Source organism: Actinomadura sp. NBRC 104412 (assembly GCF_030269515.1).
Lineage (GTDB): Bacteria > Actinomycetota > Actinomycetes > Streptosporangiales > Streptosporangiaceae > Spirillospora.
This window is the reverse complement of sequence record NZ_BSTM01000014.1, coordinates 156,698-176,850: the sequence shown is the minus strand read 5'-3', so window position 1 is coordinate 176,850 and position 20,153 is coordinate 156,698. Positions and strand designations below refer to the sequence as shown.

21 protein-coding genes, 1 tRNA gene and 2 pseudogenes are annotated in these 20,153 nt (G+C 70.3%); 13 read left to right on the top strand and 11 right to left on the bottom strand.

Going from position 1 to position 20,153, the window contains the following annotated elements; translation table 11 throughout:
• Window positions 1–159: 159 nt before the first annotated feature.
• On the bottom strand, window positions 160–1,440 hold the full coding sequence (locus QSK21_RS19615; RefSeq protein ID WP_285697677.1) for a helix-turn-helix domain-containing protein: 1,281 nt from the start codon (window positions 1,438–1,440) through the stop codon (window positions 160–162).
• Between the two features lie 577 nt (window positions 1,441–2,017).
• Here QSK21_RS19615 and QSK21_RS19610 point away from each other — a divergent pair.
• The 11 genes and pseudogenes from QSK21_RS19610 (at window position 2,018) to QSK21_RS19565 (ending at window position 9,144) form a co-directional block, all read left to right on the top strand.
• Complete coding sequence (locus tag QSK21_RS19610; protein ID WP_352231300.1) at window positions 2,018–2,761, top strand: DUF397 domain-containing protein; 744 nt, start codon at window positions 2,018–2,020, stop codon at window positions 2,759–2,761.
• A complete protein-coding gene (locus QSK21_RS19605; RefSeq protein ID WP_285697674.1) occupies window positions 2,758–3,000 on the top strand; it encodes a hypothetical protein in 243 nt (80 codons plus the stop codon). Before QSK21_RS19610 ends, QSK21_RS19605 begins: the two co-directional genes overlap by 4 nt.
• Before the next feature lie 170 nt (window positions 3,001–3,170).
• Window positions 3,171–3,905, top strand: a complete 735-nt coding sequence (locus QSK21_RS19600; RefSeq protein WP_285697672.1) for a GntR family transcriptional regulator — start codon at window positions 3,171–3,173, stop codon at window positions 3,903–3,905.
• Between the two features lie 123 nt (window positions 3,906–4,028).
• Window positions 4,029–4,439, top strand: coding sequence for a plasmid replication, integration and excision activator (locus QSK21_RS19595; protein WP_285697671.1), 411 nt, complete (start codon window positions 4,029–4,031; stop codon window positions 4,437–4,439).
• Window positions 4,439–4,729 (top strand): hypothetical protein, encoded by a 291-nt coding sequence (locus QSK21_RS19590; protein WP_285697669.1) that lies wholly within the window; start codon window positions 4,439–4,441, stop codon window positions 4,727–4,729. Before QSK21_RS19595 ends, QSK21_RS19590 begins: the two co-directional genes overlap by 1 nt.
• On the top strand, window positions 4,726–4,923 hold the full coding sequence (locus QSK21_RS19585; protein WP_285697668.1) for a hypothetical protein: 198 nt from the start codon (window positions 4,726–4,728) through the stop codon (window positions 4,921–4,923). Before QSK21_RS19590 ends, QSK21_RS19585 begins: the two co-directional genes overlap by 4 nt.
• 85 nt (window positions 4,924–5,008) lie before the next feature.
• A complete protein-coding gene (locus QSK21_RS19580) occupies window positions 5,009–6,487 on the top strand; it encodes an FtsK/SpoIIIE domain-containing protein (protein ID WP_285697667.1) in 1,479 nt (492 codons plus the stop codon).
• 137 nt (window positions 6,488–6,624) lie between these two features.
• Window positions 6,625–7,251 (top strand): annotated as a pseudogene (locus QSK21_RS36150) (replication initiator); the annotation flags it as partial.
• A 65-nt stretch (window positions 7,252–7,316) separates the two neighbouring features.
• Complete coding sequence (locus tag QSK21_RS36145; protein ID WP_352231299.1) at window positions 7,317–8,090, top strand: replication initiator; 774 nt, start codon at window positions 7,317–7,319, stop codon at window positions 8,088–8,090.
• 5 nt (window positions 8,091–8,095) lie between these two features.
• On the top strand, window positions 8,096–8,281 hold the full coding sequence (locus QSK21_RS19570) for a helix-turn-helix transcriptional regulator (RefSeq protein WP_285697699.1): 186 nt from the start codon (window positions 8,096–8,098) through the stop codon (window positions 8,279–8,281).
• Window positions 8,278–9,144, top strand: coding sequence for a tyrosine-type recombinase/integrase (locus QSK21_RS19565; protein ID WP_285697665.1), 867 nt, complete (start codon window positions 8,278–8,280; stop codon window positions 9,142–9,144). The genes QSK21_RS19570 and QSK21_RS19565 overlap by 4 nt, the downstream gene beginning before the upstream one ends.
• An 85-nt stretch (window positions 9,145–9,229) precedes the next feature.
• Here the strand turns inward: QSK21_RS19565 and QSK21_RS19560 are convergent, their stop codons facing one another.
• The 3 genes from QSK21_RS19560 to QSK21_RS19550 all read right to left on the bottom strand — a co-directional run bounded on the left by QSK21_RS19560 (window position 9,230) and on the right by QSK21_RS19550 (window position 10,121).
• Window positions 9,230–9,475 (bottom strand): hypothetical protein, encoded by a 246-nt coding sequence (locus tag QSK21_RS19560; protein ID WP_285697663.1) that lies wholly within the window; start codon window positions 9,473–9,475, stop codon window positions 9,230–9,232.
• On the bottom strand, window positions 9,476–9,805 hold the full coding sequence (locus QSK21_RS19555) for a DUF6247 family protein (protein WP_285697661.1): 330 nt from the start codon (window positions 9,803–9,805) through the stop codon (window positions 9,476–9,478).
• Window positions 9,806–10,039: 234 nt separating this feature from the next.
• A tRNA-Tyr gene (locus tag QSK21_RS19550) sits at window positions 10,040–10,121 on the bottom strand.
• Between the two features lie 163 nt (window positions 10,122–10,284).
• Between QSK21_RS19550 and QSK21_RS19545 the strand changes: the two genes are divergently transcribed.
• Window positions 10,285–10,779, top strand: coding sequence for a YajQ family cyclic di-GMP-binding protein (locus QSK21_RS19545; RefSeq protein WP_285697660.1), 495 nt, complete (start codon window positions 10,285–10,287; stop codon window positions 10,777–10,779).
• Between the two features lie 244 nt (window positions 10,780–11,023).
• Window positions 11,024–12,259 carry an acetamidase/formamidase family protein gene (locus tag QSK21_RS19540; RefSeq protein ID WP_285697658.1) on the top strand — a complete coding sequence of 412 codons (1,236 nt, stop codon included), beginning with the start codon at window positions 11,024–11,026 and terminating at the stop codon, window positions 12,257–12,259.
• A gap of 254 nt (window positions 12,260–12,513) precedes the next feature.
• Here the strand turns inward: QSK21_RS19540 and htpX are convergent, their stop codons facing one another.
• From htpX to QSK21_RS19505, 7 genes and pseudogenes are all read right to left on the bottom strand, one after another.
• Window positions 12,514–13,368 carry a zinc metalloprotease HtpX gene (gene htpX, locus QSK21_RS19535; protein WP_285697656.1) on the bottom strand — a complete coding sequence of 285 codons (855 nt, stop codon included), beginning with the start codon at window positions 13,366–13,368 and terminating at the stop codon, window positions 12,514–12,516.
• 64 nt (window positions 13,369–13,432) lie between these two features.
• Window positions 13,433–14,917, bottom strand: coding sequence for an NADH-quinone oxidoreductase subunit N (locus QSK21_RS19530; RefSeq protein WP_285697655.1), 1,485 nt, complete (start codon window positions 14,915–14,917; stop codon window positions 13,433–13,435).
• A gap of 34 nt (window positions 14,918–14,951) precedes the next feature.
• Entirely contained in the window at window positions 14,952–16,490 is a 1,539-nt protein-coding gene (locus QSK21_RS19525; RefSeq protein WP_285697653.1) for a complex I subunit 4 family protein, read from the bottom strand.
• A gap of 11 nt (window positions 16,491–16,501) precedes the next feature.
• Window positions 16,502–18,505 (bottom strand): NADH-quinone oxidoreductase subunit 5 family protein, encoded by a 2,004-nt coding sequence (locus tag QSK21_RS19520; RefSeq protein ID WP_285697652.1) that lies wholly within the window; start codon window positions 18,503–18,505, stop codon window positions 16,502–16,504.
• 113 nt (window positions 18,506–18,618) lie between these two features.
• Window positions 18,619–18,921 (bottom strand): annotated as a pseudogene (nuoK, locus tag QSK21_RS19515) (NADH-quinone oxidoreductase subunit NuoK); the annotation flags it as partial.
• Window positions 18,921–19,481: an NADH-quinone oxidoreductase subunit J family protein gene (locus QSK21_RS19510; protein ID WP_285697648.1), complete on the bottom strand. Its 561-nt coding sequence runs from the start codon at window positions 19,479–19,481 to the stop codon at window positions 18,921–18,923. The gene QSK21_RS19510 and the pseudogene nuoK, both read right to left, overlap by 1 nt.
• Window positions 19,478–19,957 carry a 4Fe-4S binding protein gene (locus QSK21_RS19505; protein ID WP_285697647.1) on the bottom strand — a complete coding sequence of 160 codons (480 nt, stop codon included), beginning with the start codon at window positions 19,955–19,957 and terminating at the stop codon, window positions 19,478–19,480. The genes QSK21_RS19510 and QSK21_RS19505 overlap by 4 nt, the downstream gene beginning before the upstream one ends.
• Between the last annotated feature and the right edge of the window lie 196 nt (window positions 19,958–20,153).

Genomic DNA, 20,153 nt, shown 5'->3' with positions numbered 1-20,153 from the left:
GCATCCTGATCGACACCATCAACGCCTACATCGCCGACTGGAACCAGGACGCGAAACCCTTCATCTGGACCGCCAAACCCAAAGAGATCATCGCCAAGGTCCGCGTTCTCCAACGCGACTACAAGAAACTGCTTGCCAACAACTTCAAGTAAGCGATCTTCAGTTACAAGACACTAGGTCGGCCAGATAACGCGTGACCGTTGTGAGGCGCATCGAGGGGTCAAGTGTGAGCAGTTCGTCGAGTTGCTCGGCGGTGCCTTCTAGGTCCCCTTTGAAGAGGTGCGCCATTGCTGTGCCGACGCGGATCTGAGCCCAGATCGCTGGTGCGGTGGGTGCTCCGTTGGCCCATGCGGCATCGGCCATCTCGGCGGCTCGTAGTGCTGCGTCGGGATCGCCTGTCCGGTTGGCCACGGACAGGGCGAAGAGGGCTTGGCGTTCGTTGGGGAAGGACCAGACCGACAGGTCTGCGGTGCCGGTTCGGGCGGTCTCGGCGGACTGTTCGGCGCGGGCGACGGCTTCTCGTGCTCTGTTCTTGTCTCCGACGATGGCAGCGGCGTTCGCCTCGTACCACGCGAGTTGGGTTCTCATGGGCGTGTGCGGGCTGGCCTCGAAGCCCTGCCGGGACAGGTCCGCGGCTTCGATAAGGCGGTTTTGCCAGCGGGCCGTTTTGGCCTGGGCGTACCACGCGTACGACTCGTTGGCTCCGGCCTCCCGGGCGAGCATGAGCGCGACACTGCCGTACTGCTCGGCCTGGGCGTCCAAGTCGATGTCGCCGAAGATGACGGCTGCGTGTGCGAGTAGATCGGCGTTGATACGGAGAAGCTCGCGGGTGTGCCGGGGACGCGGGCGGCAGGTCTCCAGGAGGCCCTGTGCGCGGCGGTGAAGATGCAGCACTTGCGGGAGAAGTCGCTTCGCCGGCACCTGCGTATGCGCGGTGGCCAGGGATGAGGTCGATCGCGCAAGTCCTTCGATCGTCTCGTCCGTGGTGTCGCTGGCGGTGAGCCATCGGGTCAGGCGGGAGATGTCATTGGCGGCGTCTAGCTCTCCCTCACTGCCCGGGATGGTCTTGGTGTCCGCCGGTTGGGTCGGTGGCTCGGTGTGTGCGCGCGGCCGAGGGACGGCGACGGCTGACGCGCTCAGACGCCGTCGTGGCGCCAGTCCCAAAGTGATGCGGGCTGCTTCGGGCATGTTGAGGCCGTCGGCGATGCGCTCGAATACCTCCAAGGCGAGGACCTGGCGGCCACCCTTCTTCATGATCTCGCTGATCTTGCCTTGGGTCATGCCTACGGCGATCGCGATCTGGGTCTGGCTGGCGCCGGTGTACTGGCGCAGCAGGAGGAAGACGCTTCGGATGTCGCGTGTCCACAGGGCCTGGATCATCTGCGGTCGCTGCCAGAGGGACTCCGGGATGTCGATCGGGTCTGATGCCCGTCCCGGCATCGTTGCTCCACCTCCACGAGCGCGGCTTTCCCTGTGCCGAGCGTATATCCCACGGCGGGATACCTGCCGGTGATGGGCGGGCAGTGGCCGACACCGGGACCTTGGACGGCATGACGCAGCAGCAGACAGTGGATGAGCCTTGCCGGGCCTGTGTGTCGTGTGGTGGGCGGGGTGGCAAGTTCGTTCTTCCTCGGCGTGGGCTGGTCGCGGTCCGGTCGGAGGGTGCTCGCGAGCCGCTTGCCGTGCTGGGGCTGGAGCCGTGCCCGTTGTGTGTGGGGACGGGGGTGCAGGCGGCGTGATGGTGCAGGGGCCGGGTGTCGGGTTCGGGGTGTCGTGGGTGCGGGCGGGCCGCGTCCTGGTCGGCGCCGCAGGTGGGAAGGGCGCCGGTGTCGCCGGGCCGGGTGGGTGAGGCCGGTGCCGGCGAACGCTCGGGTGTGGGTGCCTGATCACTGGCACGTGGGCACCTCGCGTGATGGGACCTGGCGGGTCTTGCCGGAGCGGCGGGACCGTGCGGGCGCGCGGGCGATGGTGCGGGCGCTGCTGGTGCGGGACGGGGAACTGACCGGTGATCACCGGTATGAGGCCGGGGTCCGCGCCATTGATCGGGGCTATGACAGTTACCTGGTCGGCCTGGTGGCGTATGTCGCGTTCGCCTGCATGTGCCCGGAACCTTCAACACGGAAAGGTCAGGACAGTGGACATGCCGGGGTTGTCAGCCCCGTTGGAGTTCCGGAGGGCTTCGCGGTGCGAGACGCTGAATCAGACCGGGTGCGTGGAGGTGGCGAAGGGCCCGGGGTTTGTGGCCGTTCGTGATTCGACCGACCGCGGCGGTGCGGTGCTTGCGGTCTCGCCGGAGGCGTGGCGGCGGTTGGTGCGCCAGATGACGCGCCGGATGCTGGTGCACCGGTTGCCGTGTGATGCGACGGCGGCCTCGCGTGCGCGCAGGGTGCTGCGGGGCGAGCTGGCGCACTACCCGGCGGGCCTGCTTGATGACGTGGTGCTGTGTACCTGCGAGACGGTGACGAACGCGGTGCTGCATTCGGGGACGGCGCCGTGCGGGTTCCTGGTCCTGGTGGTGGAGACCTTCGACCGGCTGCGCGTTGAGGTGCTGGACGAGGGGAACGGCGCCGGTTCTGTGCTGGGTGAAGAGGCCGGGTTGTTCGCCGAGGGCGGCCGTGGCCTGTTCATCGTTGCGGAGCTGTCGGCGGCGATGGGTGTGTACGCCGATGGGGCGGGTCAGAACGTGTGGTTTGAGATGGACCTGTCCTCGCTGTCCGGGCGGCCGGGTTGTGGTCTGGGCCGGGCGGGTGACCGGTCGTGACTTTGCTGGCGAAGGTCGTGGGTGCGCATACCGATCAGGAGTGCGAGTTTTGCCCGGTGCGCGCGGTGCTGCGCGCTGAGCTGGTCCCTGCGGTGCAGGGATCGGGCCGGTTGCTGGTGTGCCGGTTGCACGGCCGCATGCTGATGATGGTCATGGAGTTCCGGAACGTGGTGATCTGGCTGGATGAGGACGCCGGGAACACGCTCAACTGGACGACGGCAGGGCCGGTGGTGAGCTGACCGGCGTGCGGTGCCTAGGGTGCGGTGCCTAGGGTGCGGGTGCCTGGCCGGGTCGTGCTCGCGCGTGGCTTGAAAGTTCCTGGTGGCGGTCTTGTGAAGGGGTGACGTGGGGTGCGGGGGCGCGTTAGGCTGCCTGGACGGTTGAGTTGTCGAGCTGATGGCAGGATGAGATGTCGGACGATATGGGGTACGCGCCGCCGAAGTACGCGCAGATCATCGCGGCGCTACGGCGCAGGATCGCCGATGGCACCTACCCGCCCGGCTCCGCCCTGCCCTCGGAATCCCAACTGATCAAAGAGTTCGGGGTAGCGCGCCCGACCGTGGTGCGGGCGTTGCAGGCGATGCAACTACGCGGGGAGATCGTCCGCGAGCACGGCCGCGGCTCGTTCGTCAAGGCGGCCCCGCTCACGCCCGAGGGTGAGCAGGCGCGTCCGGCGCGCACCGTGCTCGATGACGCAGAGGCCGGCGCCGGGGTGCGCATCCTGCACGTGGGGCAGGCCGACGCCCCGGAGCATGTGGCGCCGCTGCTGGGTGTGGTGGCCGGTGCGCCGCTGCTGCGGCGGCAACGCCTGGGCCTGCGCGGGGAACTGCCGTGTGAGCTGGTGTCGCTGTGGGCTGCGCCGCAGGTGGCGCGCTCGTCCGGGCTGGATCAGACCGAGCCGCTGACGGCCCCGGTCCGTCAGCTCGTGCAGGCGGGCACGCGGACACGGCTGGTGCACGTGGTGGAACGGCTCAGCGCGCGGCGGCCCACGGCGGCGGAGGCCAAACCGCTCCAGATCTCCAGGACGGCGCCGGTGTTCGGAGTGCTGGCCTCGGTGCTCGACGGTGACGGGCGCGCGATGCTGGTGGTGGAGCTGGTGCTGCCGGGCGAGCTGCACGACCTGGAAGAGACATACACCCTGTGACGTGACCTAAGTCACATCAGCTTGCCCGCTTACTCGACTTGTCGAGTTGCCATTCGCGACGTACCCTCATGGCAACTCGACAGTACAAGTTGTCGAGAGGTCGAACGAGTGGAGTGATGTGGCATGGCGATTCAGGGCAGGATCCCCGTCAGCTTCGCCGATGTGTTCCCGCACGGGGTGTACGCGACCGGCCCGGCTGAGGCGCTGGAGAACTTCGAGTCCAAGCGGCAGGAGATCGACAAGGACACCGGCCTTCCGGTGTGGGTGATCGATGTGTACGACGCCGACCCGGCGGCCGGTCACAAGGCGTCGGCGATCCGCGTCAAGGTGGCCGCCGAGGTGTGCCCGGTGGTGCCGGAGGCGGTGTTCGGCCCGTTCCGCCCGATCGAGTTCGAGGGGTTGACGGTGACCCCGTATGTGGAGGAGACCGGCCGCAAGCCCAACGGCGACCCCCGGGTACGGGTGGAGCGGCTGTACCGGTCCGGGCGTCGCGTCTCCTCGCCGGGCCGGTCGGGGAAGCGGGGTGCGGCGTGATGGCCGGGAAGGTCCGTGGTACGTGGGCGGCGCTGTCGGTCAATCCGGGTTCGGGTGCGTGGGTGATCTGTCACGCCTACCCCGGTAAGGCTCCGATTCTGGCGGTGCACGGCGCCCCGGTGAGCGTGAGCATCACTCCGGCCGGGCGGGAGGAGGGGCCGGTCACGGCGGCCGATGTGGACTTCGCCCGGCAGTTGGTCACGGCGGCCCAGACCTACCTGGACGAGATGCAGCGGCTGCACGCCCCAACCGACGGCGCGGGCACGGCCGGACCGGAGCGTGCTGCATGAGCGCGCCCCTCGTCGCCCTGGCGGTCCTGGTGCTGGCCGGGCTGGGCGTGGCCGGACTGCGGGCCTTCCTCGACTGGGCCGAGTCGCGCCGGGCGGCGCGCTGGTCACACACCCTGTCGCGGTTCTGCGGCGACCCCGGCTGCGGGGTGTGCCGGTCCCGCTCGCTGCCGACCGGATCCGCCCGGCCGGTCTGACACAGGTGGGGCGGCTGGAGGTCGCATCTCCGGCCGCCCCGCATCTCTCCCCTCGCAAACCCGCAAGTTGAAGAGGTGATCCATCATGGCATGGGAGTTCCGCAAGCTCGGGCCTGGTGAGAACGTCGCCGTCGAGGCCCAGCGTGATCCGTTCGCCGCGCCCAAGTGGGCGCCCCCGGTCTGGCACATGCCTGAGGGCCTGGTCCTGGTTGTGAACGCCGTCCGCGTCCTGGTGCGGGTGTTGGTGTGGCTGGTCCGCAACATCGTCCCCGTGAGCGTGGCGGCCGTCCTGTCCTGGCTGGGGTACGCCTTCGGCTGGCCGGTCCCCGTCCTGCTGGTCGTCTTGGCCGTGCTCGTCCTGGCGGCCTGGGCGGTCGCGGACCGTCCCACCTTCGTCCGCTACTTCGCGGGTCCGGTGCGGTCGCGGTGGCGGCTGGCCTGGACCTACCGGCGGCACTGGCAACCGGTTCTCGTCACCGCCGGGGTGACCAAGGTCCACCGGGGCCGTGAGTACCTGCCCTCGATCGTGCGTGTCCGCTCCGGTCCCACCTCCGATCGCGTCCTGGTCCGGATGCTCAAAGGGCAGGCGCCGGAGGCGTGGGAGCGGGTGGCGGCCAACCTGGCGCACGGCTTCGGCGCCCGCCTGGTCCGCGTGCGGGAGGGGGACCGTCCGGGCCGGATCTGGCTGGAGTTCGTCCGCCACGACGCCCTAGCCCGTCCCATCGCGGCGCTGCCCATCCCGGACGCGGACCAGGTCGACCTGTCCGGGGTGGTGATCGGACGGCAGGAGGACGGCTCACCCTGGCGGCTGCGGCTGCTGGGGACGCACGTGCTCATCGCGGGGGCGACGGGGGCCGGCAAGGGGTCGGTGATCTGGTCGGTGGTGCGTGCGGTGCTGCCGCTGATGCTGGACGGGCTGGTGCAGGTGTGGGCGATCGACCCCAAACGCATGGAACTGTCCTTTGGGCGGGCTTTGTTCGAGCGCTACGGCCGGTACTCCTCCGACCCGTCCGGCGGCATGGTCCGCCTGCTGGAGTCGGCGGCGCAGGACATGAACGCCCGCGCGGACCGGTTCGCCGGGCTCACGCGCTCGTTCACGCCCTCCCATGAGGATCCGTTCCGGCTGGTGATCGTGGATGAGCTGGCGTTCCTGACCGCCTACTGCCCCGAACGCGACCTACGCCGCCGGGCCGAGTCGGCGTTGGCGGTGCTGACCTCACAGGGCCGGTCGGTGGGGTACTGCGTGCTGGGCGCCCAGCAGGACGCCCGCAAAGAGGTCAACAACCTGCGCAACCTGTTCCCCGACCGCATCGCCCTGCGCCTGGACGAATCCGAACAGGTCGACATGGTGCTGGGCGACGGGGCGCGTGACCGTGGCGCGCTGGCCGATCAGATCTCCTCCGTCCCCGAGGTCGGCGCCGGGGTCGGTTATGTGCGGCTGGAGGCCGTCCCCGACCCGGTACGGGTCCGCGCGGCCTACGTCTCCGATGCCGACATCCGCCGCATGGTCGCCCTCGGCCTCGGCGAGACCGGCGGCGCTGACGAGGTGGGGGAGGTGGCGTGACCCAATCCACCCTCGGCACAACCGGCCCGGCTGACGAACCTCAGGCCGGGCCGGTGGCCAAGACGCTGCCGCCGCTGGCGCGGGGCGTGCTGGAACAGGTCGCCATCGACCACGGGGTGTGCATCCGCCCGGTGCCCATGCGCCGCGTGGACCTGCACACCGGCGCCTCCGACGTGGTGTACCTGCCGTGCGGTCACACCCTGGCCTCGGTCTGCCTACCCTGCGCCGAACGCAAGCGCCGGCTGCGCGCGGTGCAATGCGCCCAAGGCTGGCACCTCGACCACGAACCGGTCATACAACGGGCCGACCCGGACGCCGAACAGGCCGGGCTGATGGAGCTACGGGCGCGTGCCCAAGCCGAACGCGACCGCGCGGCGGCAACCGGGACGGCGGCCGGGGAAGGCGTGGAGTTCTGGGACCGGCTCTTGGCCGAACTCGATGGCGAGATCGAACGTTCCGGCGTCCGCGGCTCCCTCAAAACCGGCGACCGACCGGCACGGCGTACCCGCTCGACCCGGCGCCGCCAGGACGCCCCCGACCTCCCCCGCCGCCCCATCGACGCCCGCACCCTGGGCCGCACCTACCGGGGCCGGGACGGTAAGACTTTTCGCCCGTCGCTGTTCCTGACCCTGACCCTGGACTCCTATGGGCGGGTCAACTCCGATGGGACCCCGGCCGACCCCGACACCTACGACTACACGCGGGCGGCACGCGATGCGCTGCACTTCGGCAAGCTGATCGACCGGTTCGTGCAGAACCTGCGCCGGTTCGTCGGCTACGACGTGCAGTACTTCGCCACCGTCGAACCCCAACGCCGCCTCGCCACCAAGTGTGGTGGCCACCCACCGACCGCGTGCTCTACCAGGCGGACCGGCTCCCCGTTTTGGACGCTGCGCCGGGCCAAAGCGGCGGCTACATCGACCCCGACACCGGCGAGGTGCTGCCCACCTGGGATGAAGCCCTGGACGCGATCGGGCAGGACCCGGACGCTGAGCCGCTGCACGTGGTGCGGTTCGGGCGCCAGCTCGACGCACAGGGCGTCATGGCCGACACGCCCCGATCACGCAAGCTGATCGGCTACCTGACCAAGTACCTGGTCAAGGGCGTAGCCGAATGCCACGAACCCCAAACCGACGCCCAGCGCGAACACGTCGAGAAGATGGCCGAAGCGCTCCGGTACGAACCGTGCTCCCCGACGTGCGCGAACTGGCTGCGCTACGGCGTCCAGCCCAAAAACGCCCGGCGGGGCCTAACCCCGGGGTTCTGCAAGGGCAAGGCACACCGGCGCGAACACCTCGGCTATGGCGGGCGCCGCGTGCTGGTCTCCCGCAAATGGTCCGGCAAGACCCTGGCCGACCACCGCGCGGACCGCAAAGCCTGGGCCTTGGCCCGGCTCGCAGAAGCCGACATCCCCGTCCTCGATGCGGCCGACCCGGGCGCCGTCCACGTGTGGGAACGCGCCGGGCCGGGTGATCCGGACGTGCGGCCGGTCGAGCATCGCCTGTTGCTGCTGATCAACGAACGCATCCAACAACGCACCCAACTCGACCAAGCCACCCAGCACACCACCCCTGAGATTTCGGCAACTGTGGAGGCGGCGTGAGCACTATGCGCGATGAGCTCCTGACGGTTGATCAAGTGCTCGAAGAACTGGGCGGGGTCTCCCGGCGGACCTTCGACCGGTGGCGGGAGATCGGCAAGGCTCCGGAGGCGCTCCGGCTCCCGAACAACGGATTGCGCATCTGGCGTAGTGAGCTGATGCGCTGGCTCAGCACCTTGAGGGAGGCGGCGTGAACACGTCCTACAAGGTCACCTTCTGGGAACTACGGCCCAACAAGTCGGCTCCCAGGCCGGGCAAGCCGAGCAAAGTCATCTCCTACACGGCTCGGTGGCTGGTCGGCGGGCGCGAGAAGTCGCGGACGTTCAAGCGCTCCGCCCAGGCGAACAACTTCCTGTCTGATCTGCGGCAGGCTGCCAAGAAGGGGGAGGCGTTCGATGTGGACTCGGGCCTTCCGGTGTCCATGCTCGCCGAGAACAAGCGCGGTGAACGGATGGTCGCCTTCTTTGCCGTCATGTACTACGCGGCGCTGCGCCCGGAAGAGGCGGTGGATTTGCGCCGTGACCACCTCGTGAGCCTGCCGGATGATGGATGGGGCGAGATGCGGCTGACGCACGCTGAACCGCGTAGCGGCTCACTGTGGACGGACAGCGGGAAGCCGCGGGACAGGCAGCCTCTCAAGCATCGGGCGCCTGGCGAGACTCGGCCGGTGCCGATCCATCCGGAACTTGTCGCGCTGCTGCGTCGGCATATCAAGGAGTTCGACATCCCGCCCGGTGGCCGGCTGTTCGTCGGGCCGCGCGGCGGGATCATGACTGACCGGACGTACCTCGCGGCCTGGCACAAGGCACGCGAGAAGGCGCTGACAGAGCGGGAGGTGGCTTCGCCGCTGGCCCGTACGCCCTACGACCTTCGGCATGCGGCCGTGTCGACGTGGCTTGGTGCCGGTGTGCCTCCGGCTCAGGTGGCCGAGTGGGCGGGGCACAGCGTGGCCGTCCTGCTGCGCGTCTACGCGAAATGCGTCGCTGGGCAGGAGGAGGACGCCAAGCACCGGATCAGCGAAGCGACCAAGCCAAAGGATCGAGACGAAGGCCCCTAGGGCCTTAGCAAGCACCCGAGACGGCCCCTGACCTGGCTCAACTGGTCAGGGGCCGTTTATACATGTTGGGGCTCAGACGCGGGTCTTACAGCCACGAGACGCGGAGCAGGTACACCTCGCGCTGCTCTTCCAGGACGAGGTACGTGGCCAAGCCTTGCTCGCCGAAGGCATGCGTGAGCATGTTGCCTCTGGGGTTGGCGGCGTCGAAGGGCTGTCCGCTCCATGGAGCCGTCTCCAGCAGAGTGAACAGCTCGGCCAAGGGCCTCAGGGCCTCGCTGGGGAGGGCTGCTATCTGCTCTTCGGCGGTCGGGTCGGTGATGAGCTGGTACAACTACCGCTCGGCCTCTCGCTCGGCGAGGATTTCACGCCATGGCCGCCCCTGGGGTACGGCTTCCCCGGCCTGGATCTGCTCGGCCCTGGCGTGCATCTGACGGCGTCCCTCGGGGTCGTTCACCGAGTCGCACGCTGACAGCCACCAGCGGTGGACAAAGTCGTTCAGCACACCCAGATCAAGGCTGACCCGGACCTCGTCGAGCACGGCCTTGAGTCCGGAGTCGAACGCCTCGCGGTCCTGCGGCACCACCAGGGCGGCCCGGATGGCACGCAGGCTCTTGTCCGGCAACGGTGTGCCGCCTGGCCTTTCGTGTGGTTGCGCCGTCATCACAGGCCCTCCTCCGCCATACCTGACCTTGGTCAGCCATAGACGAGCCTACAGAGCCACGCGGGTAAGCGTCCTTCTGAATAACCTGGTCAAGGCTCCAAGGAAGCGTCTCGATCTTCGGCACGTATTCGGCACAGACGGCCGTAGAGGGCCGTTAACGATCAGAGACGGCCGGACAGAACGACAACAGCCCTTGACCGCGTCATGCCTGGCCAAGGGCTGTTTGCGCTGGTGTGGCGGGTCCAGGATTCGAACCTGGGTAGGCTAAGCCGACGGATTTACAGTCCGCTCCCATTGGCCACTCGGGCAACCCGCCTCGTGTCGTGTGTGCGACGGCACTGGAAAGGATAGCGGACGGTGGGAGTGGTCGTGACATCGGAGATCCGGGGCGGGGTTGGTCGCTACGCTGTGGCGGGACGCGAACGTGGGGCCGTACGGGCCTGCCCGGGGACGCGGGAGACTTCCACAGGGGACTGATCGTGGCAGATAGCTCTAGCTCTTTCGACATCGTCAGCAAGCTCGACCGGCAGGAGGTCGACAACGCGCTGAACCAGGCCGCCAAGGAGGTGGCGAACCGGTTCGACTTCCGGAACGTGGACGCCGGGATCAAGTGGTCGGGGGAGGTCATCGAGATCCAGGCCAACACCGACGAGCGGGCGCTGGCCGTGCTGGACGTGCTGAAGGACAAGCTCGTGAAGCGGGGCGTGTCGCTGAAGGCGATCGAGCCGGGGGACCCCAAGGCGTCCGGGAAGGTCCACAAGATCGTGGTGGCGCTCAAGGAGGGCATCTCCCAGGAGAACGCCAAGAAGATCGGCAAGATCATCCGGGAGGAGGGGCCGAAGGGGGTCAAGGCCCAGATCCAGGGTGATGAGCTGCGGGTGAGCTCCAAGAAGAAGGACGACCTGCAGGCGGTCATCACCTTGTTGAAGGGCAAGGACCTGGACGTGGCCCTCCAGTTCGTCAACTACCGGTGACGGCGAACGGGCCGGTTCCCGGAGCGGAGCGCCAGCGGAGCGGAGGGAGCCGGCCCGTTCGGCTTTTCCGGGGGGTGTGGGGGGTCGCCCCCCACAAGGGAACGCGCCGGCCCCCCTCCCCCGCTGAGGGAGTCCGGCGCGTTCACATGTGGTTTGACGGGGTCGCGAGCAGGGTGGTTCGCCGAGATACGGCGGGAACACGCCTGGAATATGGCGGTAACACGGCGGGCCTAGCGTCCGGGGCATGGTGAGCGATGGTGCACGGGCGTCCGAACTGCTCAGGAACGGGCTGGGACGCAGGGGTCTGTTCAGGGCCGCGGCGGCACTCGGTGTCGCGGGCGTCGTCGGAGGGGCCGGCCGGGCCGAGGCGAAGGTCCTCCAGCCGCGGCAGTGGTCCAACGCCTATCTGGGGTCGTCGCCGGAGACGGTGAGCTGGGGGTTCCTGCCGAACCGTACGGCCAAGCCGGTGCTGCGGGTCGGTTCGGGGAGCATCGTGACGGTCGACACGGTGTCGCATGAGGGGATCCTGGAGGATCAGGGGCGCGATCCCGTGGCCTTCTTCGGCGATCACGGGGTGCCCGAGGGCGCGGTGTTGCGGGACGCCCGGGCGATCGCGGCGTCCGATCTTGAGCATGACTTCGACGCGGACGGGCCGCATGTGGTGACCGGGCCGATCGCGGTACGGGGGGCGCGGCCGGGCGATGTGCTCAAGATCGATGTGCTGGACCTGAAGCCGCGGGTGCCGTACGGGGTGGTCTCGAACCGGCACGGGAAGGGCGCGCTGCCCGGCGAGTACCCGGAGAGCATCAAGGACGACCCGGAGACGCGCCCGTACCTGAACGAGTTCCAGAACATCTCGGTGTTCACGCCGGTGAAGCGGGGGCACGGGGTGATGCCCGGGGTGCGGTTCCCGCTGGATCCGTTCATGGGGATCATGGGCGTGGCGACCGACACGGCCGAGCGGGTGCATTCGGTGCCGCCGACGATCGCGGGCGGGAACCTCGACATCAACGAGCTCGGGGTCGGGTCGACGCTGTACCTGCCCGTGCAGGTTCCGGAGGCGTTGTTCTTCGTGGGCGACCCGCACTACGCGCAGGGGGACGGGGAGGTCGCGCTCACGGCGCTGGAGGGGTCGCTGCGCGGGACGTTCCGGCTGACCGTGATCAAGCCCGGTGGGAAGGCGCCCGAGGTGGCCTTCGAGTACCCGTTCGCGGAGGACGACGAGTACTGGATCCCGATCGGCCTGTCGGATCCGGACGGCGGTGTCGGCGGGCAGGTGACGTCCCTGGACGTGGCGATGAAGGTGGCCGTGCGCAACGCGATCGCGTTTCTGCACGAGGAGCTGCGGATGCCCAAGGCGGTCGCGTACGCCTACCTGTCGGCGGCGGCCGACTTCGAGGTCTCTCAGGTGGTGGACCGCACCACCGGGATCCATGCCCTGATTCGGAAGGCGGACTTCGATCGCCGGCCAGGGCGATGATCGACGTACCGAGGTTTCGGCGAGTGGGAGGTCATGCGGGAGGCGGGACGCGGCCGAGCGAGCTGGACGCCGTGGCGGCGCGGAGCATCCCGCCCCGTACCCCCCGACGGGGCTGCGGTGCGGAGTTCGCCACGGCGACGCGGCGGTGATCTTCGCTGTGGGCGGCTCATGGACGCGACCCGAACCGATCCTGTCCACGAGGGCGGGCACGATGCCGCGGTGATGCTCCACGGCGGACGGCAGCCGCCTGACGTCTAGGAGCGGCCGGCCAGGCGTTCCAGGCGGGCGATGCGCTCCTCGATGGGCGGGTGGGTGGAGAACAGCCGGCCGATGCCGAAGCCCTGGAACGGGTTGGAGATCATCAGGGAGCTGGTGGTGGCCAGCTCCGGGTCCTGGGGCAGCGGCATCGCGCGCGTCCCGGCCTCGATCTTGCGCAGGGCGGAGGCGAGGGCCAGCGGGTCGCCGGTGAGGGTGGCGCCGGACAGGTCGGCCTGGTACTCGCGGGTACGGCTGATCGCCAACTGGACGACCGTCGCCGCCACCGGGCCCAGGACCAGCATCAGCAGGGCGCCCAGCACTCCGGGGCCCTCGTCGTCCTCGCCGCGCCCCACCGGCAGGAAGATCGCCAGATAGGACAGGTAGGTGATCACCGTCGCGATCGCGGCGGCCACGGAGGAGATGAGGATGTCGCGGTTGTAGACGTGCGACAGCTCGTGGCCGAGGACGGCGCGCAGCTCGCGCTCGTCCAGGATGCGCAGGATGCCGCGGGTGCAGCAGACCGCGGCGTTGCGCGGGTTGCGGCCGGTGGCGAACGCGTTGGGCTGCATGGTCTCCGACACGTACAGCCGGGGCATCGGCTGCCTGGCCGAGGTCGCCAGTTCCCGGACGATCCGGTAGAGCATCGGCGCCTCGACCTCGCTGACCGGGTGGGCGCGCATGGAGCGCAGCGCGATCCGGTCGCTGAAGAAGTACGCGAAGCCGTTGGTGCCGAGCGCGATGATCAGGGCGATCGCCAGTCCCGCCCGGCCGCCCAGGGCCCAGCCCGCGGTGAGCATCAGTGCCGACAGGACGCCGATCAGTGCCGCCGTCTTGACGCCGTTGAGCCGCACGGTCGTTCTGCCTCCCCTTGTGCCACTATCCGGTCCAACGGGATGACCAGCCGAAACGTTCCCGCTAGGACGCCGCCGTCACGGCCTGCAGAACGAGCTGCGGCGCCACGGTGAGGACGAGCGCACCGGCCGCGGTGGCGGCGACGGCGGCCCGTACCGCCGGTCCGGGCTCGGCAAGCACGGGCGCGGAGGGACGTTCGGCGGGCGCGGCGAACAGGCGGGCGGCCCAGGCAAGGTAGTAGTAAAGCCCGATCACCGTGTTGACGGCCATGACGACGGCCAGCCAGGTGACCCCGCCGGCCACGGTCGCGCGGAACACCACGACCTTCGCGAACAGCCCCATGACGCCCGGCGGCAGCCCGGCCAGGCAGATCAGGAAGAACGCGAGCGCCGCCCCGGCCGCCGGGCGCGTACGGGCCAGGCCGCGGAAGTCGTCCAGGGCGGCGAAGCGCTTCCCGCGCGCGCCGTAGCCGATGACGACCGCGAACGCACCGAGGTTCATCACGGCGTAAAGCGCGACGTAGGCGATGGTGGCGGCGACCGCCTCGGGGAGCCGCCGTGGCCCGACCGCCAGCGGCGCGAGCATGTAGCCGGACTGCGCGATGGACGACCAGGCCAGCAGCCGGATCGCGGTGCGCTGCCGGAGCGCGAGCAGGTTGCCGAGGGTCATCGTGACCGCCGCCAGCACCGCGACCACCGGGCCCCACACGTGGCCGTACGCGGGGAAGCCCAGCGCCAGGACGATCGTCAGCCCGGCGAAACCCGCGGCCTTGGACACCACGGACAGGAACGCCGCGACGGGCAGCGGCGCGCCCTGGTACACGTCGGGCGCCCAGAAGTGGAACGGAACGGCCGCGACCTTGAACGCGAACCCGGCCAGCACCAGCACGACTCCGACGCCGGCCACCGGGGAGAGGTGGTCGGGCAGCCGTTGCAGGGCGGGCGCGATCCGGTCCAGGTGCATGGCGCCGGTGGCCCCGTACACCATGCTGATCCCGAACAGCATGATCGCGGCGGAGACCACCGAGACCAGGAAGAGCTTGACGGCCGCCTCGGACGCGACGCCGTCGTACCGGCGCAGCGCGACCAGCGCGAAGACCGGCAGCGACAGCGTCTCCAGCGCCACCACGAGCAGGATCAGGTCGCGGGCCGCCACCAGGACGAGGGCACCGGTGATCGCGGCGAGCAGCAGGAAGTGGTACTCGCCCGCGGGCATCCGCGCGTCCGCGATCTCGCGCAGCGACAGCAGCACCACGACCACGGCGGCGGCCAGCACCACGCCCTGGAACAGCAGCGTGAAGTCGTCGGCGACGTAGGAGCAGGACGCGGGGCCGTTGCCGCGCAGCCCGCCGGGCAGGCAGAAGGTGGCGCGCCGGCCGCCGGACGCGAGCGCGACCACGGCGATCAGCGCCGCCGCGAGGGCGCCGCCCGACACCGCGCCGAGGACGCGGCGTGGGACGTCGAACGCGTCGGCGAGCAGCAGCGCGATCGCGGCCAGGACCACGATCAGCGGGGGCGCGATCGCCGCGTAGTCGATGCCCTGGATCATGCCGAGCCCTTCCCGCGCACGGAACGCGCACGCATCAGCCGCCTCCCAGCAGCGCGCGCACCGGCGCCGTCGTCACGTCCAGCAGGGTCTTGGGCCACAGTCCGACCAGCAGCGTCAGCACGATCAGCGGGACCCAGGACGCGTACTCGTACGCCGAGATCGCCGCCACCGGCCCGCGCGCCGCCCCCGCGGAAGCCCCCGAAGCTCCCGAAGCCCCAGAAGCCTCCGCAGCCCCCGCCGGGCGGCCATGTGTGATCTTGGCGAGCAGGCGCAGGAAGTAGGCCGCGGTCAGCACCGCGCCGAGCCCGCCCACGACCATGAAGGTCACGAACGTCTCGCGGGGCAGCGCGGCGTGCGGACGGTACGCGCCGACGAGCGCGAGCATCTCGCCCCAGAACCCGGCGAGCCCCGGCAGCCCGAGGCTGGCCACGGACGCGAAGGTCAGGAACGAGGCGAGCCTCGGCGCGGCGCCCAGCATGCCGCCGCCGAGCGCGTCCAGGTCGCCCGTGCCGTACCGGTCCTTGATCGCACCGGCCAGGAAGAACAGCAGCCCGGTGATCAGCCCGTGCGCGATGTTGCCGAACAGCGCGGCGTTGATCCCGACCGGGGTGAGGGTGGCGATGCCCAGCAGCACGAAGCCCATGTGCCCGACCGACGAGAACGCGATCATCCGCTTGAGGTCGCGCTGGGCCAGGCAGGCCAGCGCGCCGTACACGATCCCGGCGACGGCGAGCAGTCCCAGCCAGGGCGCCCAGACCTCGGCTCCCTCGGGCGCGGCGGGCAGCGCCACGCGGACCAGGCCGTAGGTGCCCATCTTCAGCAGCACCCCGGCGAGCAGCACCGAGCCGACGGTCGGCGCCTCGGTGTGCGCGTCCGGCAGCCAGGTGTGCAGCGGCCACATCGGCGCCTTGACGCCGAACCCCACCACCATCAGCAGGAACGCGGTGATCTGGACGCCGCGGGTGACGCCTTCGCCCTGGAGCCGGGCCAGCTCGGTCATGTCGAGGGTGCCCGCGTTCACCGCGACCAGCAGCATCCCGGCGAGCAGCAGGCCGGAACCGAGCAGCGTGTAGAAGATGAACTTGTACGCGGCGGCGCGGCGCCCCGGGCCTCCCCAGCGGGCGATGACCACGTACATCGGGATCAGGACGACCTCGAAGAACACGAAGAACAGCACCAGGTCGAGCGCGACGAAGGTGCCGATCAGCCCGACCTCCAGGACCAGCAGCAGCGCCACGAGCAGCCGCGCGCCGCCGCCCGCGGGCGGGTGCTTGGTGACGTGCAGCAGGCACAGGAAGGTCAGCAGCGCGGTCAGCACCACCAGCGGCAGGGAGATCCCGTCGGCGCCGAGGTGGAAGCGGAGCCCGATGGCGGGCGCCCAGGCGTGGTCGATCTCCAACTGGACGCGGGACGTGGCGCCGTAGTCGAACGCCGCGACCGCCGACAGCGCCACCAGCAGCGTCGCGCCCGAGACGCCCAGCCCGTACCGGCGGACGGCGGTGTCCCCCGGCAGGAAGCGGGACTCGGGAAGTAGCAGGAGCAGGGCCGCCCCGGCGAGCGGGATCGCCGTCATCAGCACGAAGATCACAGGAAGATCACCACCCCGGCCGTGATCACGACGATGCCGGCGAGCAGGCCGGTGAGATAGCCCTGCGGGTTGCCGTTCTGCGGCAGGCGCAGCGGACCGGCGAGCCGCCGGGTGCCGCGGGCGATGCCGACGACGAGCGCGTCGATCCCCCGGCTGTCCAGCGTGACCACCGTGAACGCCAGCGCCCGCACGGGACGGACGATGGCGAACGCGTACGCCTCATCCACGTAGAAGGCCCGCGCGAACGTCGTACGGGCAGGCCCGAGGGCGCGCGCCGGATCGAGCGCGGGGTTCGTCCTCCAGACGAGGTACGCGACGCCGCCACCGGCCACGGCGCACAGCAAGGCCAGTAGCGCGGAGCCCAGGTGCGGCCGGAGCTCGGAGGCGCCGAGACCGAAGAACCCGAGGATCGCGGCCGGGACGGCGAGCACCACCACCGTCCAGGACATCAGCCCCGGGGCCTCCTTGACCTCGTACGAGCCGCGCGGCTCGCCGAAGAAGGTCATCAACCAGGCGCGCATCGCGTAGGCGGCGGTCAGCGCCGCGGTGAGCAGCAGTCCCAGGTAGATGAGCCAGGCGGCGACCCCGGGGATGTGCGGTGCCGGCGGGGCCTGCGCGAGCGGCGCGTACGCGGACCAGCCCTCCGGCGCCGCGCCCGCGACCGGCAGTTCACCGCCGTGCAGGGCTGAGTGCTGGGCCGCCTCGATGATGGAGTCCTTGCTGAACCAACCGCTGACCGGCGGGACGCCCACCAGCGCCGCCAGCCCGACCGTCATCGACCAGAACGTCAGCGGCATGCCCCGCCGCAGGCCGCCGTAGTCGCGCAGCAGGTTCGACCCGGCGACGACGATCACGCATCCGGCGGCGAGGAACAGCAGCGCCTTGAACGCGCCGTGGGTGAGCAGATGGAAGATCGCCCCGGTGCCCGTCCCGGCGGCGAGCCCGGCCGCCATCACGGCGAGCTGGCTGACCGTGGAGTACGCCAGCACGCGCTTGATGTCGTCCTGGGCCAGCGCCGCCAGCGCCGACCCGACCATCGAGATCACCGCGAGCAGGCCGAGGACGGTCAGCGCGGCGGGTGCGTCCAGGAACACCCCGTACAGGCGCGCCACGACGTAGATCCCGGCCGCGACCATCGTGGCCGCGTGGATCAGCGCGCTGATCGGGGTGGGGCCGGCCATCGCGTCGGGCAGCCACGTGTGCAGGGGGAACTGGGCGCTCTTGCCCGCGACCCCGGCGAGCAGCAGCAGCGCCGCGACGGTCACGGTGGTGTCCGGCAGGTCCGCGACCCGGCCGAGCACCCCGTCCACGGTGAACGTGCCCGCGCCCAGGCCGAGCACGACGATCCCGAACAGGAAGCCGACGTCGCCGAGCCGGGTCACCAGGAACGCCTTGACCGCGGCACGCGAGTTGGCCCGCTCCTCCCAGTGGTGGCCGATCAGGAAGTACGAGCAGACGCCCATGATCTCCCAGCCCACGTACAGCATGAGCAGGTCGGCCGCGTACACCACCAGCAGCATCGCGGCCGTGAACAGCGACACGAACGCCGCGTAGGACGAGTAGCGCGGGTCCTTGGCCATGTAGGCGACCGAGTACACCTGGACGGCCAGGGCCACGCAGCACACCATCAGCCCGACCACGGCGGCCAGGCCGTCCACCTGGAGCCCGACCTCGATCCGGACGGAGCCGGTCGGGATCAGCGCGAGCGTGCCGAGCCTGGCGCCCGGCTCACGCCAGACCGCGAACGCGACGACGGCGGCGAACGCGGTCGCGACGGCGATCGGCACGCAGGCCAGCAGCGCCGGGCCGTTGCGCAGCGGCGCCCGCTGGGCCGTCTCCGCCGCCTCCTGCCACTCCCCTTCCGGGACGCGCGGGCCGCCGCCCGGCACGGGTGCCGTCGAGCGTGCGTGCAGCGCCCGCGACAGGCGCGGGCCGAGCAGCATCCCGGCGAACGCGGCCGCGAACGGCAACAGGATCACCAGGGAGGCGAGTGCGATCACCGGGTCACGCCTCCCTCGGCCGACGCCGCCGCCTCGCCGCGCTCGGCCTGGCCCGGCCCCTGCTCCCGGCGCGGGTCCGGCCCGTCCGGTACGGGGGCCGGCGCGGTGCCGTCCTCGGCCAGGGAGCGCAGCCTGTCCACGTCGATCGTCCGGCGGTTGCGGAACACCAGCAGCACGATCGCCAGCCCCAGCCCGACCTCGGCCGCCGCGATCACGATGGTGAACAGCGTCAGCACCTGGCCGCCGTGCAGCCGGTCGCGCAGCCACACGTCGAACGCGACCAGGTTGAGGTTGACGGCGTTCAGCATGAGCTCGACCGACATCAGGACCAGGATCGCGTTACGCCGCGCGAGCACGCCGTACACGCCCACGGAGAACAGCAGTGCGGCGACCACCAGGGGGTAGGCCAGATGCATCAGCCCTCACCGCCGGAATCGGACCGCGCCGCCTCGTCCGGACCCGTCCCCTCCGGGCTGGGGCCGATGTCCGAACGGGAGAGGACGATCGCGCCGACGAGCGAGGCCAGCAGAAGCACCGACAACACCTCGAACGGCAGCACCCACGTACGGAACACCCCGGCTCCCAGCGCGTCCGCCGAGCCGCCGCCCGCACGCAGCGGCGTGTACGTGTCGCGAAAGCCCATCACCATCACGGTCACCAGCACCGCCGCGGTCGCCACCGCCACGGTCAGCGCCGCCCAGCGGTTGCCGGAGTCCAGCTCGCGCGACTCGCCGATCGGGGCGCGGGTCAGCATGATGCCGAACAGCAGCAGCACGACGACCGCGCCCACGTAGATCAGCACCTGCACCCAGGCGACGAACTCGGCCGTCAGCACCAGGTAGCCGCCGGCCAGCGCGCCGAACGACACCACCAGCCACAGCGCCGCGTGCACAAGCCGCCGCGTCGTCACCACCAGGACCGCCGCGCCCACGGCGACCACGCCCAGCAGCGCGAACACGACCTCCTGACCGGTCACGGGCCTCCACCGCCTCGACGCCGCGCGCGGGCGGCGGACTTCTCGGCGGCGGCGAGCTCCTTCGGCGGGTCGGCGTTGGGCTCGTGCGCCTGCGGCGGCGGCACCGTCCACATCCACTCCCGCAGCCGGTCCCGCTCGTGGGTCAGCTCGGCGATGTCATACTCGGCGTACTCGAACTCCGGCGACCAGAACAGCGCGTCGAACGGGCACACCTCGATGCAGATGCCGCAGTACATGCACAGCGCGAAGTCGATCGCGAACCGGTCGAGCACGTTGCGGGTACGGGGACGGCCGCCGCCCTCGGCGGGCAGGGTCTCCTTGTGCGAGTCGATATAGATGCACCAGTCGGGACACTCACGGGCGCACAGCATGCACACCGTGCAGTTCTCCTCGAAGAGGGCTATCACCCCCCTGCTGCGCGGAGGGAGATCCGGCTGCGCCTCCGGGTACTGTCGGGTGATGGAGCGCCGTGTCATCGTTCGCAGCGTGACAGCGAGCCCCTTGGCCAGTCCGCCTCCTGGTAGCCGTCCCACGGGTCACATGATTCCCTACGAATCGCCCGGGGGGAACGCAACGGGTGTCGCGTTCGTCGAACGGAACATGAGCTTCCGGGTCCGTTCGCTCATCCATCGGTGAGGAGGGCACGTGGACCGTGACATGGAAGGCCCGCAC

Coding starts and splice junctions, on each gene's coding strand:
- QSK21_RS19525 (WP_285697653.1), bottom strand. CDS start 16,490: ATGACGGCGATCCCGCTCGCCGGGGCGGCCCTGCTCCTGCTACTTCCC.
- QSK21_RS19530 (WP_285697655.1), bottom strand. CDS start 14,917: ATGATCCAGGGCATCGACTACGCGGCGATCGCGCCCCCGCTGATCGTG.
- QSK21_RS19540 (WP_285697658.1), top strand. CDS start 11,024: ATGGTGAGCGATGGTGCACGGGCGTCCGAACTGCTCAGGAACGGGCTG.
- QSK21_RS19595 (WP_285697671.1), top strand. CDS start 4,029: ATGGCGATTCAGGGCAGGATCCCCGTCAGCTTCGCCGATGTGTTCCCG.
- QSK21_RS19590 (WP_285697669.1), top strand. CDS start 4,439: ATGGCCGGGAAGGTCCGTGGTACGTGGGCGGCGCTGTCGGTCAATCCG.
- QSK21_RS19570 (WP_285697699.1), top strand. CDS start 8,096: ATGCGCGATGAGCTCCTGACGGTTGATCAAGTGCTCGAAGAACTGGGC.
- QSK21_RS19615 (WP_285697677.1), bottom strand. CDS start 1,440: ATGCCGGGACGGGCATCAGACCCGATCGACATCCCGGAGTCCCTCTGG.
- QSK21_RS19555 (WP_285697661.1), bottom strand. CDS start 9,805: ATGACGGCGCAACCACACGAAAGGCCAGGCGGCACACCGTTGCCGGAC.
- QSK21_RS19580 (WP_285697667.1), top strand. CDS start 5,009: ATGGCATGGGAGTTCCGCAAGCTCGGGCCTGGTGAGAACGTCGCCGTC.
- QSK21_RS19610 (WP_352231300.1), top strand. CDS start 2,018: ATGAGGCCGGGGTCCGCGCCATTGATCGGGGCTATGACAGTTACCTGG.
- QSK21_RS19585 (WP_285697668.1), top strand. CDS start 4,726: ATGAGCGCGCCCCTCGTCGCCCTGGCGGTCCTGGTGCTGGCCGGGCTG.
- QSK21_RS19600 (WP_285697672.1), top strand. CDS start 3,171: ATGTCGGACGATATGGGGTACGCGCCGCCGAAGTACGCGCAGATCATC.
- QSK21_RS19505 (WP_285697647.1), bottom strand. CDS start 19,957: ATGACACGGCGCTCCATCACCCGACAGTACCCGGAGGCGCAGCCGGAT.